This is a genomic window from Pseudomonas sp. GD04058, assembly GCF_029836855.1.
GTDB lineage: Bacteria > Pseudomonadota > Gammaproteobacteria > Pseudomonadales > Pseudomonadaceae > Aquipseudomonas > Aquipseudomonas bharatica.
The window spans coordinates 21,189-38,332 of sequence record NZ_JAOECN010000003.1 but is presented as its reverse complement, the minus strand read 5'-3'; the positions used below and the strand labels follow the sequence as shown (position 1 = coordinate 38,332).

Sequence of the window (17,144 nt, the reverse complement as noted above, 5' to 3'; positions counted from 1 at the left end):
GCCCTCTAATCCGCCCCTCTCGACTGACTATTACTTAAACAGCAACAGTCCATCTCCAAAACCCGTCTTTTTCGTTCGTTTGCTAACGATTATTTTGAGCACACCAAACAGATACTTGCTCTGCAAGAAGGTTGTTCAAATGTCCAACAGCATGGGTATTGCCAGCGTTTTTGTCCTGTCCTCGGTCCTGCTTTCGCCGCTGGCGATGGCTGAAGAATCCCAGGCGTTCGCGGCCCAGACTGCGCGCCATCAAGCGGCCATGGAGCAGTCTCGCGAGGCCTTCGCCAAGCAACGCCAGGACGCTCCGAAAGATTCGGAACAGACCGTTTCCAAGGCCAGCCTGAATGACGCCAGCGACAGCTGATCGCCAGCAACGCCCTCTCGTTTTTCCCTCGACGTTCGCGCGGGTGACTTTTGTCCTGCTGCGTCTGTCTTTGAAAGCCGCTGCCCGTCAGCGGCTTTTTTTTGCCTGGTGAAAAGTACCGGAACACAGCACGCCCCCGCACAAGAACAACACCCTCTCCAGAATAAAAACTGCCGCAAAACCACCTCAAGGAGTTCATCAAGGTGATCAAGACCCCAGGTTTGACCCCATTTTTTCTTGCACTGGCTGCAACTATGCCGCTGCAGGCCCAGGCCGAGGAAGAAAAGCCCGAAGGCTTCGTCGAAGGCGCCAGCCTCGATGTGCTGGCACGCAACTTCTATGTAAACCGCAACCAGTTGCTGCCCGGCGTGCGCGATAACCGTGAATGGGGCCAGGGCTTCATCGGCAGGTTCGAATCCGGCTTCACCCAGGGCAGTGTCGGCTTCGGCCTCGACGCCTATGCCATGCTCGGCCTGAAACTGGATGGCGGTGGCGGCACCGCCGGCTCCAGCATCCTGCCGATCAACAGCCCGGGCAAGGAAGGGTATGACTACGGCAAGGCCCCGGACGACTTCTCCAGCGCCGGCGCCTCGATCAAGGTGCGCGCCTTCGACACCGTGCTGCGCGCCGGTGACCTGTTCCTGAGCAACCCGGTGATCGCCGGCGGCGAAAGCCGCATGCTGCCGCAGACTTTCCGCGGATTCAGCCTGACCAACAACAGCATCGATAACCTGATGCTCGAAGCCGGCCAGGCCAGCTTCACCAAGCCGTACAACCAGAGTGGCCACCGCCGCATCGATACCTTCTACGGCAGCCTCGCCGACGACCGCGACAGCCGTCACCTGAACTGGGCCGGCGCCGCCTGGACGCCGCTCGAAGGCTTGAGCAGCAACCTGTACGCCTCCGAGCTGAAGGACATCTGGAACCAGTACTACTTCGACCTCGACTACACCTGGCAGCTCGACGACCTGGTCAGCCTCAACCCGGGCCTGCACTACTACCACACCCAGGACACCGGCGACGCCCTGCTCGGCCATATCGACAACAACACCTACAGCCTGCACTTCACGGTGACTGTCGGCTACCACGCGATCACTGCGGTGTACCAGCGGGTCAATGGCAACACGCCGTTCGACTACATCAACCAGGGCGACAGCGTGTTCCTCGACAACTCGCAGATCTACTCGGACTTCAACGGGCCCAACGAGCGCTCCTGGAAATTGAAGTACGACTACGACTTCGCCGGGGTGGGCGTGCCGGGGCTGACCACATCGGTCTCGTATTCGAAGGGTGAGCTGGACCTGACCAAGGTCGACCCGGCGGGTACCGGGTATGGCCATTGGTACAGTGAAGACGGCAAGAATGCCCGGCATTGGGAACGCGACCTGGACCTGGCCTACACCGTCCAGGAAAGCACGCTCAAGGACCTGACCCTGCGCCTGCGCTGGGCCGCGCACCGGGGCAGCCAGGGGTATTCGGCAGTGGATAACGATGTCGATGAATACCGGGTGATCGTCGAGTATCCGGTGAACATCTTCTGATTCATGGCCTCATCGCTGGCAAGCCAGCTCCCACAGGGTCCGTGTGGGAGCTGGCTTGTCGGACCGCCGAACCGCAGCGATGAGGCCATCAGCCCCGACACATGACCAACAGCCATACATCAGCCCCCACCACTAAATTCTTGTCCTACAATCCCCGCCCCACCTAGAATACCCGCCGCCGCACAGGCCCTTCGTGCGGTAAACCATGGAATTCCTTTACCCGAACCGTCCCCCGGAACAGTCCAGCCTGTCGCCGGCGCACGGCGTTATCCGTTTCCGGCGCCATCGACGCCCAGGCAACCTCGCGACCATGAACGCGCACATCCCGCCCCCGCGCTCCGGCCTGTACCGGAAGCACCCGGAGCTGCTCCTGAACCTGGGCAGTTGCCTTGCCGTGGGAGCGATCATTGCCATCGTCACCTTCCTGTTGATGCGCGAGCGGGCCAGCGTGGAACAGGGCGCCATCCGCTCGGCCGGCAATATCGTCAAGCTGATCGAGACCGACATCGTCCGCAATGTCGAGCTGTACGACCTGTCGCTGCAAAGCCTGATCTGGGCAGTGCAGCATCCAGAGCTGCTGGGCATCCCGGCGCCCATGCGCCAGCAGGTGCTGTTCAACCAGGCCTTCGGCAGCACGGTACGCGGCGATATCCTCTGGCTGGACCAGGACGGCAAGGTGGTCGCCGATTCGGCCAGCACCACCCCGCGCACCGCCAGCTTCGCCGAAAACCCGATCTTCCAGGAACACCGGCGCAATCCCGATACTGGCCTGGTCATCAGCCCGCCCTTCAAGGCGCGATACGGCGATCCGCACTGGCTCGTCAGCTTCAGCCGGCGCATCGACGGCGCCGATGGCAAATTTGCCGGCGTGGCCATCGGTGCGATGCGGCTCTCGCACTTCAATGACATGTTCAAGCGGCTCGATGTCGGTCACGACAGCTCCATCAACCTGATGAACGTCGAGGGCCGGTTGCTGGCTCGTAACGCCACGGAGCCAAGCGTGCAGCGCAACGAGCAGATCGGTGACAGCTTCGCCAGCCGGCCCAATTTCCGCCGCCTGCTGGCCGAGGGCAACGGCAGTTTCACCGCGTCCTCGGCAGATGACGGCCAGTTGCGCCTGTATACCTTCGCCCGCGTCCAGGGGCTGCCGCTGGTGCTGGTGGTGACCCAGTCGGTAAGCGAGGTCTATGGCGCGTGGAAACGCACCGCGATCCTGGTCAGTACAGCGACGGCGGTGTTGTGCATCGGCATCCTGTGGCTGAGCCAGATGCTCGGTCGCGAGCTGAAACGCCGCCGCAGCGCCGAGCGCAGCCTGGAGGAACTGGCGGCCACCGACAGCCTCACCGGCCTGGCCAACCGCCGCCAGCTGGACCAGACACTGCGCCGGGAATGGGCCAGGGCACAGCGGACCCAGCGCCCTGTCGCGGTGCTGATGATCGATGTGGATCACTTCCGCGGCTTCAACCAACGGCATGGACATCACGGGGGCGACGAGGCGTTGCGGCGGGTAGCCGGGGCCATCGCTGCCAGCCTGCTGCGCCCGACCGATCTGGCGGCGCGCTATGGCGGCGAGGAATTCGTGGCCGTGCTGCCGGACACCGTTCTGGTAGGCGCACTGATCCTGGCCGAACGGATCCGCCTGAACGTGCGGGCACTGCCGCCCTACGGCGCGGATGAACGTTCGGTAACCGTGAGTATCGGAATCGGGGTATACGAGCCGGGATGTGCGATGGGCCTGGCGGAACTGATGGCCAAGGCGGACGAGGCGCTGTACCGGGCCAAGAGCAATGGCCGCGACCGTGTGGAAGCCCCCGCATGAAGGTGGCCTGCGCATAGGCCAGCTTCATGCAGAAAAAAGCCCCGCCGAAGCGGGGCTTTTTTAAAGACCAGGATCAGGACTGGGCGCGAGCGCTGTTGCGCAGCACCTTGACCTGGTCGTGGTTGCGCTGCACACCGTGGTACTGACGCTCTACAAGACTGTAGGCGTTCGATTGCGGGGCGATCCTGCTCAACTTTTCCAACGCTTCCTTGTAAGCCTTCAGCGCGTGGTCTTCACCGCGCTCGGCCTCGTTCAGTACCGCTTCGTCGTCCTTGCCAGTCACCATGGCCTTCAGGTCGACCCAGCGACGGTGCAGGTCACCGGTCAGGCTGGTGGAAGTTTCCGGGTCCCCCCCCAGGCTACGCACCTCTTGCTGCAGCTCGCTGGCCGCAGTTGCGCAGTCGCGTGAACGCTGCTGGAAGTAACCTTTCAGGTCAGCGCGCTTGATGTCCTCGGCGCAGGTGGCGAAGCCCTTCTCGCCGTCCTTGCTGAATTCGATCAGGTCGTTCAGGACAGAAATGACTTCTTTGTTGGTATCGGTCATGACACAGCTCCTTTTGCATGAGGAAAGATGCAAGGGATATCGCAGGCTTCGTGCCAGCTTCGCCTATTTCATAAAACCCAATAATTTCAATCAGTTAGAAAAACAGCCCAAATCTGTATGCTCGCTTTCTGCATGAACTGTCCTTTGGCCTTCGTGCAGATTGCCTGTATCGTCCCGCCAGTCGTCAGCCTTTCCTGCATGTCTTTCCTATGAATCCCGAAGCCCTCGTCCTGCTGGTCACCCGTGAAATGCCCTACGGCAAATACCAGGGCCGATTGATCGCCGACCTGCCCGGCCATTACCTCAACTGGTTCGCTCGCCAGGGCTTTCCCAAGGGCGAGCTGGGCAGCCTGCTGGCGCTGATGCACGAGGTTGACCATAACGGCCTGTCCGACCTGCTCGAACCCCTGCGCAAGCAATACCCACGTCCCTGATCAAGCGAGAACATCCATGTCAGAACTGCCGTCATCCGAGTCCTCCCTGCTGGCCCGCGATGAGGGCTACTGGCGCGATATCGCCGCCAGGTACGACGTCGAACCCGGCCCGATCAACCTGGAATACGGCTATTTCGGGCGCATGACCCGCACCGTCAGCCAGGCGTACCAGGGCCATATCGAAACCATCAACCGCTGCAACTCGGTGCCGGTGCGCCAGCATTTCGAGCAGATCGGCAGCCTGCATAGCCGCGATGCGGTGGCAGGGCTGCTTGGGGTTGCGCCGCGCAGCGTTGCCATCACCCCGAGCGCGTCGGCTTCGGTGCAGGCGATCATTCGCAACTACAACCGCCTGCAGCCGGGTGATGAACTGCTGGTCACCGACCTGGATTACGACAGCGTGCAAAACGCCATGGGCTGGCTGGCCCGCCAGCGCGGATTGAAGCTGATCACCCTGGCACTGCCGCATCCGGCCACCTTCGACAACATCCTTGAAAGCTACCGCGACGCCTTCGTGCGCAACCCGCGCATTCGCCTGATGGCCCTGACCCACGTCAGCCACCGCACCGGGCTGGTGATGCCGCTCGAAGCCATCGCCCGGCTGGCGCGCGAACATGACGTGGAGATCATCCTCGACGGCGCCCACGCCCTCGGCCAGATGGAATTCGACCTGGAACGACTGGGCATCGGCCTGGCCGGATTCAACCTGCAGAAATGGATCGGCGCACCGCTGAGCCTGGGCGTGCTCTATATCGCCCCGGACCGGATCGACGCAGTGGATGCGGACATGGGCGAGCTGCGTTATCCACAGGACGACATCCGTTCCCGGGTGCCCTACGGCACGCCGAACGTACCGGCCTGGCTGACCTTGCCGACGGTGATCGCCGAGCACGAGGCCATGGGCGGGTCGCTGGTGAAGGGCGCCCGGCTGAACTACCTGCGCGACCTCTGGGTGAAGCCGGCGCGGGAGATCGACGGGATCGAGGTGCTGACGCCGGATGATCCGCGGTTGTATTGCGGGATCACCTCGTTGCGCTTTACCCGGCATCACGACCAGGTAGCAATGGCGCAGCGGCTGCTGCGGGAGTTCAACCTGTTCACCGTGGCGCGGGAGGGCTCGGCGTGCGGGCCCTGCATCCGGATTACACCGGGGTTCGTGACGACACCGGAAGAGGTTGGGTCGTTGGTGAGGGCTTTGGAGAAACTGGCCTGATTGTATGGCCTTGCAGGGCCTCATCGCCGGCAACGCCGGCTCCCACAGGTTCGCGTCGGACACAGATTTTGTGACTGGCTCAGTACCCTGTGGGAGCGGTCTTGCCGGCGATGGCGTCAGGCCGGCAACCTCTTCGTCAATGCCGGCCCCATCGCTGGCAAGCCAGCTCCCACAGGGTTCGCGTCGGACACAGATTTTGTGACTGATTCAGGACCTGTGGGAGCCGGTCTTGCCGGCGATGGCGTCAGGCCGGGCAACCTCTTCGCCTGCGCCGACCCCATCGCTGGCAAGCCAGCTCCCAAAGCGTTCGCGTCGGACACAGATTTTGTGACTGATTCAGGACCTGTGGGAGCCGGTCTTGCCGGCGATGGCGTCAGGCCGGGCAACCTCTTCGTCAGTGCCGGCCCCATCGCTGGCAAGCCAGCTCCCACAGGGTTCGCGTTGGACACAGATTTTGTGACTGGCTCAGTACCCTGTGGGAGCCGGCGTTGCCGGCGATGAGGCCCGCAAGCGTTACCCCTTCACCGGCTGCACCGCCAGCTCCACCACCTCGTTCTTCTTGATCAGCGCATACACCACGCCGGTCACCAGGCTGCCCGCCAGGATCGCCAGCAGATACAGCACGGCGTGGTTGATCGCGTTGGGAATCAGCATGACGAACAGCCCGCCATGCGGCGCCATCAGCTTGCAGCCGAAGTACATCGACAGCGCCCCGGTCAGCGCGCCGCCGGCAATGCTGGCGGGAATCACCCGCAGCGGGTCCTTGGCGGCAAAGGGAATCGCGCCTTCGGAGATAAAGCACATCCCCAGCACCAGCGCCGCCTTGCCGGCCTCCCGTTCGCTCTGGGCGAACTTGCGCCGGGCCAGGAGGCTGGCGATCCCCAGGCCGATCGGCGGCACCATGCCCGCCGCCATGGTCGCCGCCATCGGCGCATAGCTCTGTGAAGCCAGCAGCCCTACCGAGAAGGCGTAGGCCGCCTTGTTCACCGGCCCGCCGAGGTCGACGCACATCATCGCGCCAAGGACGATGCCCAGCAGAATGGCATTGGTGGTACCCATGCTGTCGAGGAATCCGGTCAGCCCGGCCAGCAGCCCGGCCACCGGCTTGCCCACCACGTAGATCATCACCAGCCCGGTGAACAGGCTGGCGAACAACGGGATCAGCAGGATCGGCTTCAAGGCTTCCAGACTGCTCGGCAGCCTAAGCCAGCGGCTGATGGCTCGGGCGCTGTAGCCGGCCAGGAAGCCGGCGATGATGCCACCGATGAACCCTGCGCCCAGGGAGCTGGCGAGCAATCCGCCGATCATGCCCGGGGCCAGCCCCGGACGGTCGGCGATGGACCAGGCGATATAGCCCGCCAGCAACGGCACCATCAGCTTGAATGCCGCCTCGCCGCCGATCTGCATCAGCGCCGCGGGCAAGGTGCCCGGCTCCTTGAAGGCCTCGATGCCGAAAACGAACGACAGGGCGATCAGCAGGCCGCCCGCCACCACCATCGGCAGCATGAAGGACACACCGGTCAGCAGGTGTTTGTAGACGCCTGCCTTCTCGCTGCGCGCCTCGGTTTTCTGCGCCGCGCCCGGGCTTTCTTCGCGGGCTTCGGCCAGCGCCCTGGTCAGGGTCGCTTTCGCCTGCTTCAGCGCCACGCCGGTACCGCAGCGGTAGATGCGCTTGCCGGCGAAACGCTCGGTCGGTACCTCGATATCCGCCGCCAGCAGCACCACATCGGCTTCGGCGATGGCCGCCGCGCTCAAGGGGTTGCGCGCGCCCACCGAGCCCTGGGTTTCCACGCTCAGTTGCAGGCCCATCTGCTGCGCCGCCTGTTGCAGCGCTTCGGCGGCCATGAAGGTGTGGGCGACGCCGGTCGGGCAGGCGGTCACGGCAACGATACGGCTTGCCGAAGGCGCCGCGCCGCTTTCACCTGGCTGATGAACGATCGCCTGCGACGCCGCCGCCCTCAGAAAGTTATCCACATCCTCCAGCGCCTGGGCCGGAGTGCTCTGGAACAGGCGCTTGCCGGCGAAGCGCTGCAAGTCCAGCGCGGCACTGGAAACCACCAGCACCCAGTCGGCATCGGCGATGGCCGCCGGCGACAGCTGTCGCTCCGGGCGGGCCGGGTCGTGGATTTCCACGCAGGTGCTCCAGCCCAGGCGTTGGGCGGCGGCGTCCAGCAAGCGGGCGCTGACCACGCTGGACACCTGGCCATTGGGGCAGGCGGTGATGATCGCGAGTTTCATTGGTCACCCTCTTGTTCTGTGCCGGGGGTCTGGATGCGAACCTGCGCTTCGAAACGCGCCAGTTGCGCACGATCGTTGATGCCGAAACCGATCTGGCTGACCGCCTGGGCGGCGATGGCGGTGGCGCGACGCAGGGTCTGCTGCGGCGCTTCGCTGGCCAACAGGCCGTGAAGCATGCCGGCCAGCAGCGAATCACCGGCACCGACGGTACTGGCGACCACCACTTCCGGTGGCACGCCTTGCAGTACGCCGCCAGCACTGAACCAGTTGACCCCCTGCTCGCCCTGCGACACCACCACATGCTCGATACCCTGATCGAGCAGGCGTTGGGCGGCATCACGCTGGCGGGGGAAATCCACCAACGCCTGGCCGACCGCCTCGCCCAGCTCCTCGGTGTTCGGCTTGATCAACCAGGGCGTGGCGCGCAATCCGGCGTCGAGGGCGGCGCCGCTGCTGTCGAAGGCGACCCTCAGGCCCATGCCCTTGAGGCGCAGCAACAGCTGCTCCAGCCATTCGGGGCTGATGCCCCGCGGCAAGCTGCCGGCCACCACCACCGCGTCATGTCCGGGGGCCAACTGGTCGAGACGCTGCAACAGCGCCTGTTGCGCCGCCTCGTCCACCTCGGGACCCGGGCCGTTGATATCGGTGACCTGCCCGCCCGCCTCGACCAGCTTGATATTGCTGCGGGTCTCGCCGGGCACACGGATGAAGCCATCGACGAAGCCGCGCTGGCGTATCAGCGCCTCGAACGGGCCGAGGTTATCCCTCCCGAGAAAACCGCTGACGCTCAACTGATGGCCCAGATCGGCGAGGACCTGGGCCACGTTCAGGCCCTTGCCGGCGGCATGGCTGTGCTGCGTCGATGCGCGGTTGACCGCGCCGGTACGCAGGGCATCCAGGCTGACGGTCACGTCCAGCGCCGGATTAAGGGTCAAAGCGAGAATCCTGGCCATCGTTACTTCTCCACCAGTGCCCGCACGTCGGCGGCACTGCCCAGGGCCAGCGCCTGTCGCGCCAGCCCGCGGGCCTGTTCAATACCCAGCGCACGCACCTGCGCCTTGACTTCGGCAATGCTGCGCGCCGCCACGCTCAATTCGTCCACGTCCAGCCCCAGCAACAGCGGCACCGCCTGGGGGTCGGCCGCCAGCTCGCCACAAACGCCGACCCACTTGCCATGGGCATGGGCGGCGCGCACCGTCATGTCGATCAGGTTCAGCACCGCCGGGTGCAGGCCGTCGGCCTGGGCCGAGAGGCTCGGGTGCCCGCGGTCGATCGCCAGGGTGTATTGGGTCAGGTCGTTGGTGCCGATGCTGAAGAAATCCACTTCTGCCGCCAGCACCGGGGCCAGCAGGGCCGCCGAGGGCACCTCGATCATGATGCCGACCTGCAGATCGCTGACCGGAATCTGCGCCAGCAGCCGATCGACCATACGCCGGGCCTCACGCCATTCCTCCAGCTGGCCGACCATCGGGAACATGATCCGCAACGGGCGATCACCGGCAGCACGAAGCAAGGCCCGCAACTGGCTTTCCATGACCTGCGGGCGCTGCAGGGTAAGACGGATGCCGCGCACGCCGAGGAACGGGTTTTCTTCCTTGGCGATCGGCCAATAAGGCAAGGGTTTGTCACCGCCGACATCGAGGGTGCGGACCACCAGCGGGCGCCCGGCCAGGCCATCGAGGACGCGGCGGTACTCGGCCTCCTGGGCGGCCTCGTCGGGCAGTTGCGGATGGGCCATGAAGATCAGTTCGGTACGCAGCAGGCCGACGCCCTCGGCGCCCTGCTCGACCACCGCGTCGATACCGGCGCTTTCACCGATGTTGGCGAAGACCTCGACGGCATGGCCATCCTGGGTGACTGCCGGCTCGAAGCGGCGCGCATGAGCCGCACGCAGGGCCTTTTCGCGCCGGTCGCGTTCGGCCAGGGCCTTTTCCAGTTGTTCGGTGGCCGGATCGACGGTGGCACGACCGCGCTGGCCGTCGAGCAACAAAGCGGTACCGGGCGCGATCAGCAACACCGCGTCGCCAGCGCCAACCACCGCCGGGATGCCCAAGGCCCGGGCAACGATCGCGCTATGGGCGGTGGCGCCACCACGGGCAGTGAGGATCCCGGCGACCCGCGACGGATCGAGACGGGCCACATCCGACGGCCCGACCTCGGCCATCACCAGCACGTAAGGCTGTTTCGGTTCAGGGGTTTCGCTGATGCCACACAGTTGCATCAGCACCCGCCGCCCGACATCGCGCAGGTCTGCCGCGCGCTCGGCGAGCAAGGCGTCCTGCAGCGACTCCTGCTGGCGCGCCGCCGTATCGATCACCGCCAGCCACGCCGCCGGCGCGCTTTCACCCTGGCGCAGGCGCAACCCGACCTCCTCGGCCAGGCCGGGGTCGGCAAGCATTTCCTGGTGGGTGACGAAGATCTCGCGGATAGCGCTGACCTCGCTGCGCCGGATCAGCGCTTCGATATCGTTGCGCACCTGCAGCAGCGCGGCTTCCAGGCGCTGCAGTTCGTGGCCTGGCGATTCGCCGCGCAAGGGATAGTCGAAGTGCTGCTGCAATTGCACATGGGCGGGCCCGGCGGCGATACCGGGAGCAGCAGCGACGCCCTGTATGGTCGATCCGGCAGCGGGCGCGGCCAGGGTCGTTGCCACCGGCTCCGATGGCAAGGGCGCCAGTGCTGCCAGCGGCTCGACCTCCTCGCCCAGCCCGCCCTCCACCGCCGCCAGCAGCGCCGGCAAGGCATCGGCAATGGCCGGCTCGACACTGAACTCCAGCACTTGCCCGCGCCGGGCGCCGAGGCCCAGCAGTTTGCTCAGACTCTTGGCGGAAACCGGCGAACCGACGCCGTCGACCAGGCACACCCGCACTTCGCCGGGAAATTCCTTCGCCAGTTGCGCCAGCACTTTCGCCGGGCGTGCATGCAGGCCATGGGGGTTGGCCAGGGTGATCCGCGCACTGGGCCAGTCGCCCGGAACTTCCCCGCCAAGCAGAGCCAGCACCGCGCGAACATCGCTGGCGCGCAGCAGGTCCTGGGCGCGACCTTCGATCAACAGCGAGCACAGGCGATCCAGCAGGGGCGCCTGCGCCTCGCCATGCGCGGCGAGGCAGAACAGGCCGGCGAGCGGTCGATCGAGGTGGCGCAGCGGTTGCTGTGGCGTAACGAACGCCAGGGCGGGCTGGCGCACCGCCTGGTCACTGGCGACCAGCCACAGGCCATGGCCCAGCGGCAGCGGCTCGGCCCGATGCAGATGGGTAACGAAACCGCTCTCCACGCAATCGGCCCGGCGCAGCAGGCGCGCGCCCTGCCAGAGCAGGTCATCGAAGTCGTCGGCGGCCACACCCAGGCCAATGCTGCGCTCGTCCAGCAATAGCTCGCGCGGGGCGCCTTGCAGCAGTTGCAGCACGGCCTCGGCACTGTCGGCCTGGCTCAGGGCGATGGACAGATCGCCTTCGCCGAGCGCGCGGGTCAGTTGCTGGAGCAGGCGCAGGTGCTCGTCGGAGCGGGCGGCGATGGCGATCGCCAGGTGGACGATCTGTCCGTCGCCCCAATCGACCCCGGCGGGAAACTGCATCAGGCATACGCCGGTGGCGAACACCTGGTCGCGGGTCTGGGGCGTGCCGTGGGGGATGGCGATACCTTGGCCGAGATAGGTCGAGCCCTGCTGCTCGCGGGCCTGCAAGCCCGCCAAGTAGCCTTCGGCCACCAGGCCGTCCTCAACCAGCCGGGCGGCCAGCAGGTCCAGCGCGGCGGACTTGTCCACCGCCTCTTGACCCATGGCAATCTGCGCCGTGGTGAATTGCAGCATCGTCCTCTCCTTTTGCAACGCCGGGGCGGCGCCGAGGTATTGTTGTGGGTACACAATCATAGGGCCAGTACTGTTCAGACCCATCGGCAAGCGTCAGGTGCGGCAGCGAAATCGCTTGCTGAAACGATTAATCTTGAAATGACGAGCACGTTACTCGATAACCTGCGAACAAAGAAGCCCCTTGCTGTCCGACAATTGCGACAATGGTCGTCTGCGCCGGCAGCACAGGATCGGCGACAATGACCGGTCAGGCTTCGCAGCCCGCCCCGGCATATAACAAGGAAAATCTGGTGAAACTCAGCGATATAGCCCGTCTGGCCGGTGTCTCCGTGACCACCGCCAGCTACGTCATCAACGGCAAGGCCGAGCAGCAACGCATCAGCAATGCGACCGTCGAGCGTGTCCGCGCGGTAGTCGAAGCCCACGGCTTTACCCCCAATCCGCAGGCTGCCGGCCTGCGCAGCCGGCACACGAAAACCCTCGGTTTCATTCTTCCCGACCTGGAAAACCCCAGCTACGCCTGCATCGCCAAGCGTCTCGAGCAGGGCGCACGGGCGCGCGGCTACCAGTTGCTGATCGCCAGCAGCGATGACCAGCCGGACAGCGAGCGCCAGTTGCAGCAACTGTTCCGCGCCCGCCGCTGCGATGCGCTGTTCGTTGCCAGTTGCCTGCCGCCGAGCGATGACAGCTATCGCGAACTGCAAGCCAAGGGCCTGCCGATCATCGCTCTGGACCGTAGCATGGATCCGCGGGTGTTCTGCTCGGTGGTCAGCGACGACCAGCCGGCCAGCCTGGAGTTGACCCGCAGCCTGCTGGACCTGCAGCCGGCCAATATCGCCCTGATCGGCGCCCGTGCCGAACTGAGCGTGAGCCAGGCCCGCGCCAGCGGTTTCGACCAGGCGCTGCATGCGTTCGACGGCAAGGTCAGCCAGTACCAGGGCGATGCCTTTAGCCGCGAATGCGGCCGCCAGTTGATGAGCCAGTTGCTGGCCGAGCAGGGCCGCTTGCCGGATGCCCTGGTGACCACCTCCTATGTGCTGCTGCAAGGCGTGTTCGACGTGCTCTCGACCCGCCCGGCGGATTCCCGCGCCCTGCACCTGGGCACGTTCGGCGACACCCAGTTGCTCGATTTCCTGCCCTTGCCGGTCAACGCCATGGCGCAGCAGCACGGCCTGATCGCCCAGACCGCATTGGAACTTGCCCTCGCCGCCGTGGAACAAAAGCACTACCAGCCCGGTATCCACGCCGTGGCGCGAACTTTCAAGCAGCGGATCTTCAAGGGCTGACATGCGCCTGATCGACACCCACACCCACCTCGACTTCCCCGACTTCGACGCCGACCGCCGCGAACTGCTGGCGGCGGCGCGGGCTAGCGGGGTCGAGAAGATGGTGGTGCTGGGGGTGTACGAGGGCAACTGGCAACGGCTGTGGGACCTGGTCAAGGCCGAGCCCTCGCTGTATGCAGCGTTCGGCTTGCATCCGGTGTATCTCGACGATCATCGGCCGGAGCATCTGCTCGCGCTGGGTGACTGGCTTACCCGGTTACGCGGTGATCCGCAGCTATGCGCCGTGGGTGAGTTCGGCCTGGATTATTACCTTGAGGAACTGGACCGTGAGCGGCAGCAGGCGCTGTTCGAGGCGCAATTGCAACTGGCGGTGGATTTCGATCTACCGGCGCTGCTGCATGTACGGCGCAGCCATGCGGCGGTGATTGCCACGCTCAAGCGCTTCAAGCTCAAGCGCGGCGGAATCATCCATGCCTTTGCCGGGAGCTATGAAGAAGCGCGGGAGTACATCAAGCTGGGCTTCTGTCTTGGCCTGGGCGGCGCCGCGACCTGGCCCCAGGCGCTGCGGCTGCACAAGGTGCTACCGCGCTTGCCGCTGGACGCGGTGGTACTGGAGACCGATGCCCCGGACATGGCGCCGGCGATGTATCCGGGTGTGAGGAACAGCCCGCTGCATCTGCCGGAGATTGCCGGGGCGCTGGCCGGGATCATGGGGGTCGAGGTTGGGGTGTTGGCGCAGGCCAGTAGCCGCAATGCCTGCGGGATCTTTGGTTGGCATTGATGGCCTCATCGCTGGCAAGCCAGCTCCCACAGGTATTGCGGTGCACGCGGTCCCTGTGGGAGCTGGCTTGCCAGCGATGAGGTCCTCACGGTTTAGACCCTGAACGCCCCGATCAACTGCTTCAACTCCATCACCTGGCTGCTCAACTGGCGGCTGGCATCCTCGGTCTGGTGGGCGCCCTGGGTGGTGTGCTCGGCGGCACGGTTGATCTGCACGATGTTCTGGTCGATGTCATGGGCCACCGCCGTCTGCTGCTCCACCGCTGCGGCGATCTGCTGGTTCTGGTCGACGATGCTGCCAATCGCGCCAAGGATATTCTCCAGCGCCTGCTGCACCTGCTGCGACTGGCTCACCGTACCCGAAGCCATCTGGTGACTGCTGTCCATCGCCCGCACCGCCGCTCCGACACCGTTCTGCAGGCGCGAGATCATTTCGTCGATCTCGCCGGTGGATTGCTGGGTGCGCTTGGCCAGGGTCCGCACTTCATCCGCCACCACGGCGAAGCCACGCCCCTGCTCGCCCGCCCGCGCCGCTTCGATGGCGGCGTTGAGGGCCAGCAGGTTGGTCTGCTCGGCAATGCTCTTGATCACCTCCAGCACCCGGCTGATGGCCTGGCTGTCACTGACCAATTGGTTGATCACCGCTACCGACTGGTCGATCTCCCGGGCCAGCCCGGCAATGCTGCCCTGCTGCGATTCCACCAGGCTGCGACCGGTCACGGTTTCCTGGTTGACGCTATGGGCGCTGCTCACCGCCGCCGCCGCGCTGCGCGCCACTTCCTGGGCGGTCGCCGACATCTGGTTCATGGCGGTCGCGACCTGTTCGATCTGCCCGCGCTGGCCGCTGACCGCCTGGTTGCTGCGTGACGACACCTCATGGACCTGCTCGGCCTGGCGCTCGACTTCGCCAACGGTGTGGCCGACCTTTTCGATCAGGTCGTGGATGCGCTTGACCGTGCCGTTGAACATCTGCCCCAGTTCGCCCAGCTCATCACGGCTCTGCACGGCGTAGCTGACGGTCATGTCCCCTGCCGCCACCTTGTCCATCACCGCGCCGAGGCTGTCGAGGGTGTTGCGGGTGGAGGCGTAGAAGCCGCTGTAGAGATAGACCACCAGCAGGAACACCGTGGCCAGCGCCACCACCAGCAGGATCATATGGCTGCGATAGTCGCCCAGGCGGCTTTGCAACTGCTGGTCGAGGAAGCCGACCGTGGCCTCGTTCAGCTCGTAGGTACGGGCCATCAGGTCGGTGGTGCGCTGGTAGAAGTCAGTCCAGGGCGCATCCAGGGTTTCCGCCACCACCACCTGGCTTTCGAACAACTCCGAGGCCTGTTTCAGCGACGCCTGGCTGGCAGCAGCCTGGGCGCCAAGACGGGCTTCGGCCTGGCGGTCTGCGGCGAGCGCCTCGCCGACTTTCATGGCGTAGTCGGCGGAGAGTTTTTCCAGTTGCAGCAGCAGGTCTTCGAAGCGGGTGCTGGCGGTGGAGTTGATAAAGCCCTGGGCCAGGGAATAGGAGCCCATGGCGCGGCCTTCGCCGAGGGTGCGGGTCACCTGCGGCGTTACCGTGATCAACAATCCGGTCAACTGGCGCACCGCACCATCGATGTCCTGGCCAAGCCCGGACTGGCTGGCGACCAGGCGAGGCAGGTTTTGTGCCGGGGTCTGCAACTTGTCGAACAGCGCGACCTGGGCCGGCAGCGAGGACTCGTTCAGGGCGGTACGCAGGGCGTCGAGCAGTTCATTACGCTTGTCGGCGAAGGCCTTGACCAGCGCTTCGTCGCTGTGCACCGGTTGCAGGGCAGTAAGCCTGGCCTGCACCTGCTGGCCGAGGCTGGCGATCCGCGCCTCGATATCCTCGGCCTTGCCCGACTGGCCGACCACGGCATTGATCTGCACCAGATTGCCAAGCGTCTCCAGGTCACCGCGCACACCCAGGGTGCCACGCAGCAGGTCGAGGCTCTGCAATTCGTCGCGGGTGGCATTGAATTTGGCGTAGGAATCGCGGACCAGATAGAAGTTGGTCACCAGCATGGGCAGGAAGAACAGCACGCTGATCAGGCTGAACTTCATGCCGAAGCTCAGGCGGTTCATCAGTGCAATGGCCGGACGCAACAGGCTCTTCACTGGTCGTCTCCTTCGATTTCTTATTGTTCTTGGCGCGATGGCAGTTAGCCAGCGACGGCATTCCTGCATCCTGTATAGCGCATATCGAAGAAAGGCTTTGTAACTTAAGGTAAATGACCAGGTAGTCAGTTTTGGGGACCGCTTCGCGGTCCCGACACTCTCACCCCAACACCGTCCATAGGGCAAAGAACGCATACCAAAGCACCGCCGACCTCAGCAGCAGCTCCCAGATCTTGTCCAGCCCCGCCAGCCCTGCCTCGCCCGCAGGCGCCGTGGCCGGCAATTCTGCCGCCGCATGCCCGGCGATGCTGATCAACCGCGGCGCCGCGACATGCCAGTTGAGCAGCTCATGCAGCATCACCCGGCTCACCGCAACGAAGTTGCCGACCAGGGCGAAGCTCGCCGCCAGTACCCGTACCGGCGCCCAGTCGAAGGCATGACGCAGTTGCCGGGCGCGCTCCTGCACCGCCGGGCTGGCGGCATGCTCGGCAGCCAGCGCCAGCAGGCGATAGGCCAGGGCCGCCGCCGGGCCCAGCAGGACATACCAGAAGATCACCACGAAGAAGCTCTGGCAGGCGTCCCATAGCAAGTGGCCCTGGACCTTGTGCAACAAGCTCTGCTCGTCATCGGCAATCACCTTCAGGTCGCGTTCGGCCACATGCACCGCCGCCTGCTCGTCGCCGCGCCGCCAGGCATCGCGGAACGGCCCGAGCGCCGCTTTCACATCGCCGCGTCCCAGGCTGTAGACAAGCACCAACAGATGCACCGGCAAGGCCAGCAAGCCATAGGCTACCGGGTCCAGCACATGCAGGAGCAAGGCCACCAGCAGCACCGGGCACAGCACCAGGAGCGCCAGTACCCACCAGGGCCGGACCTTGCCGGTACGCTCCAGGCGCGCCAGTTCGGCCAGGAAGAAACCGTCACGCTGCAGGCGGGCGCGCAGGCCCGAGAATTTCTCGACCCACAGCATCAGCAGCAAAACCAGGAACGTCATCG

At 65.1% G+C, this 17,144-nt stretch carries 13 protein-coding genes; 7 read left to right on the top strand and 6 right to left on the bottom strand.

Annotation, left to right across the window (positions count from 1 at the left end; genetic code table 11):
- Positions 1 to 139: 139 nt before the first annotated feature.
- The 3 genes from N7650_RS03635 (at position 140) to N7650_RS03625 (ending at position 3,724) form a co-directional block, all read left to right on the top strand.
- Positions 140 to 364, top strand: coding sequence for a hypothetical protein (locus N7650_RS03635; protein WP_279897146.1), 225 nt, complete (start codon positions 140 to 142; stop codon positions 362 to 364).
- Positions 365 to 618: 254 nt separating this feature from the next.
- On the top strand, positions 619 to 1,905 hold the full coding sequence (locus N7650_RS03630) for an OprD family porin (protein WP_051032727.1): 1,287 nt from the start codon (positions 619 to 621) through the stop codon (positions 1,903 to 1,905).
- A gap of 310 nt (positions 1,906 to 2,215) precedes the next feature.
- Positions 2,216 to 3,724, top strand: coding sequence for a diguanylate cyclase (locus N7650_RS03625; protein WP_100228142.1), 1,509 nt, complete (start codon positions 2,216 to 2,218; stop codon positions 3,722 to 3,724).
- 73 nt (positions 3,725 to 3,797) lie between these two features.
- On the opposite strand, the gene N7650_RS03620 is transcribed toward N7650_RS03625, so the two are convergent.
- A complete protein-coding gene (locus N7650_RS03620; RefSeq protein WP_009404417.1) occupies positions 3,798 to 4,268 on the bottom strand; it encodes a PA2169 family four-helix-bundle protein in 471 nt (156 codons plus the stop codon).
- 209 nt (positions 4,269 to 4,477) lie between these two features.
- On the opposite strand from N7650_RS03620, the gene N7650_RS03615 reads away from it, so the two are divergent.
- Both N7650_RS03615 and N7650_RS03610 read left to right on the top strand, forming a co-directional pair.
- Entirely contained in the window at positions 4,478 to 4,702 is a 225-nt protein-coding gene (locus N7650_RS03615) for a DUF3820 family protein (protein WP_064302780.1), read from the top strand.
- Between the two features lie 16 nt (positions 4,703 to 4,718).
- Entirely contained in the window at positions 4,719 to 5,915 is a 1,197-nt protein-coding gene (locus tag N7650_RS03610; protein ID WP_279897145.1) for an aminotransferase class V-fold PLP-dependent enzyme, read from the top strand.
- Between the two features lie 513 nt (positions 5,916 to 6,428).
- On the opposite strand, the gene N7650_RS03605 is transcribed toward N7650_RS03610, so the two are convergent.
- Genes N7650_RS03605 through ptsP form a run of 3 tightly spaced genes read right to left on the bottom strand, consistent with a single transcriptional unit; the run spans position 6,429 to position 11,958 of the window.
- On the bottom strand, positions 6,429 to 8,153 hold the full coding sequence (locus N7650_RS03605; protein ID WP_064302714.1) for a PTS fructose-like transporter subunit IIB: 1,725 nt from the start codon (positions 8,151 to 8,153) through the stop codon (positions 6,429 to 6,431).
- Positions 8,150 to 9,106 (bottom strand): 1-phosphofructokinase, encoded by a 957-nt coding sequence (gene pfkB / locus N7650_RS03600; protein ID WP_009404425.1) that lies wholly within the window; start codon positions 9,104 to 9,106, stop codon positions 8,150 to 8,152. The genes N7650_RS03605 and pfkB overlap by 4 nt, the downstream gene beginning before the upstream one ends.
- Before the next feature lie 2 nt (positions 9,107 to 9,108).
- Positions 9,109 to 11,958 (bottom strand): phosphoenolpyruvate--protein phosphotransferase, encoded by a 2,850-nt coding sequence (gene ptsP / locus N7650_RS03595; protein WP_279897144.1) that lies wholly within the window; start codon positions 11,956 to 11,958, stop codon positions 9,109 to 9,111.
- 290 nt (positions 11,959 to 12,248) lie between these two features.
- Here ptsP and cra point away from each other — a divergent pair, with 290 nt between their 5' ends.
- Positions 12,249 to 13,244 (top strand): catabolite repressor/activator, encoded by a 996-nt coding sequence (gene cra / locus N7650_RS03590; RefSeq protein ID WP_009404429.1) that lies wholly within the window; start codon positions 12,249 to 12,251, stop codon positions 13,242 to 13,244.
- Between the two features lies 1 nt (position 13,245).
- Complete coding sequence (locus tag N7650_RS03585) at positions 13,246 to 14,025, top strand: TatD family hydrolase (protein ID WP_009404431.1); 780 nt, start codon at positions 13,246 to 13,248, stop codon at positions 14,023 to 14,025.
- Positions 14,026 to 14,117: 92 nt separating this feature from the next.
- On the opposite strand, the gene N7650_RS03580 is transcribed toward N7650_RS03585, so the two are convergent.
- Both N7650_RS03580 and ampE read right to left on the bottom strand, forming a co-directional pair.
- Positions 14,118 to 16,148 (bottom strand): methyl-accepting chemotaxis protein, encoded by a 2,031-nt coding sequence (locus tag N7650_RS03580; protein WP_279897143.1) that lies wholly within the window; start codon positions 16,146 to 16,148, stop codon positions 14,118 to 14,120.
- A 160-nt stretch (positions 16,149 to 16,308) separates the two neighbouring features.
- A complete protein-coding gene (gene ampE, locus N7650_RS03575) occupies positions 16,309 to 17,142 on the bottom strand; it encodes a regulatory signaling modulator protein AmpE (RefSeq protein ID WP_279897142.1) in 834 nt (277 codons plus the stop codon).
- Positions 17,143 to 17,144 lie beyond the last annotated feature (2 nt).

Bases quoted from the DNA above. Each gene is read 5' to 3' on its own strand.
- N7650_RS03635 (WP_279897146.1), top strand. From the start codon at position 140: ATGTCCAACAGCATGGGTATTGCCAGCGTTTTTGTCCTGTCCTCGGTC.
- N7650_RS03605 (WP_064302714.1), bottom strand. From the start codon at position 8,153: ATGAAACTCGCGATCATCACCGCCTGCCCCAATGGCCAGGTGTCCAGC.
- N7650_RS03620 (WP_009404417.1), bottom strand. From the start codon at position 4,268: ATGACCGATACCAACAAAGAAGTCATTTCTGTCCTGAACGACCTGATC.
- pfkB (WP_009404425.1), bottom strand. From the start codon at position 9,106: ATGGCCAGGATTCTCGCTTTGACCCTTAATCCGGCGCTGGACGTGACC.
- ampE (WP_279897142.1), bottom strand. From the start codon at position 17,142: ATGACGTTCCTGGTTTTGCTGCTGATGCTGTGGGTCGAGAAATTCTCG.
- N7650_RS03615 (WP_064302780.1), top strand. From the start codon at position 4,478: ATGAATCCCGAAGCCCTCGTCCTGCTGGTCACCCGTGAAATGCCCTAC.
- N7650_RS03630 (WP_051032727.1), top strand. From the start codon at position 619: ATGCCGCTGCAGGCCCAGGCCGAGGAAGAAAAGCCCGAAGGCTTCGTC.
- N7650_RS03585 (WP_009404431.1), top strand. From the start codon at position 13,246: ATGCGCCTGATCGACACCCACACCCACCTCGACTTCCCCGACTTCGAC.
- N7650_RS03610 (WP_279897145.1), top strand. From the start codon at position 4,719: ATGTCAGAACTGCCGTCATCCGAGTCCTCCCTGCTGGCCCGCGATGAG.
- N7650_RS03625 (WP_100228142.1), top strand. From the start codon at position 2,216: ATGAACGCGCACATCCCGCCCCCGCGCTCCGGCCTGTACCGGAAGCAC.
- ptsP (WP_279897144.1), bottom strand. From the start codon at position 11,958: ATGCTGCAATTCACCACGGCGCAGATTGCCATGGGTCAAGAGGCGGTG.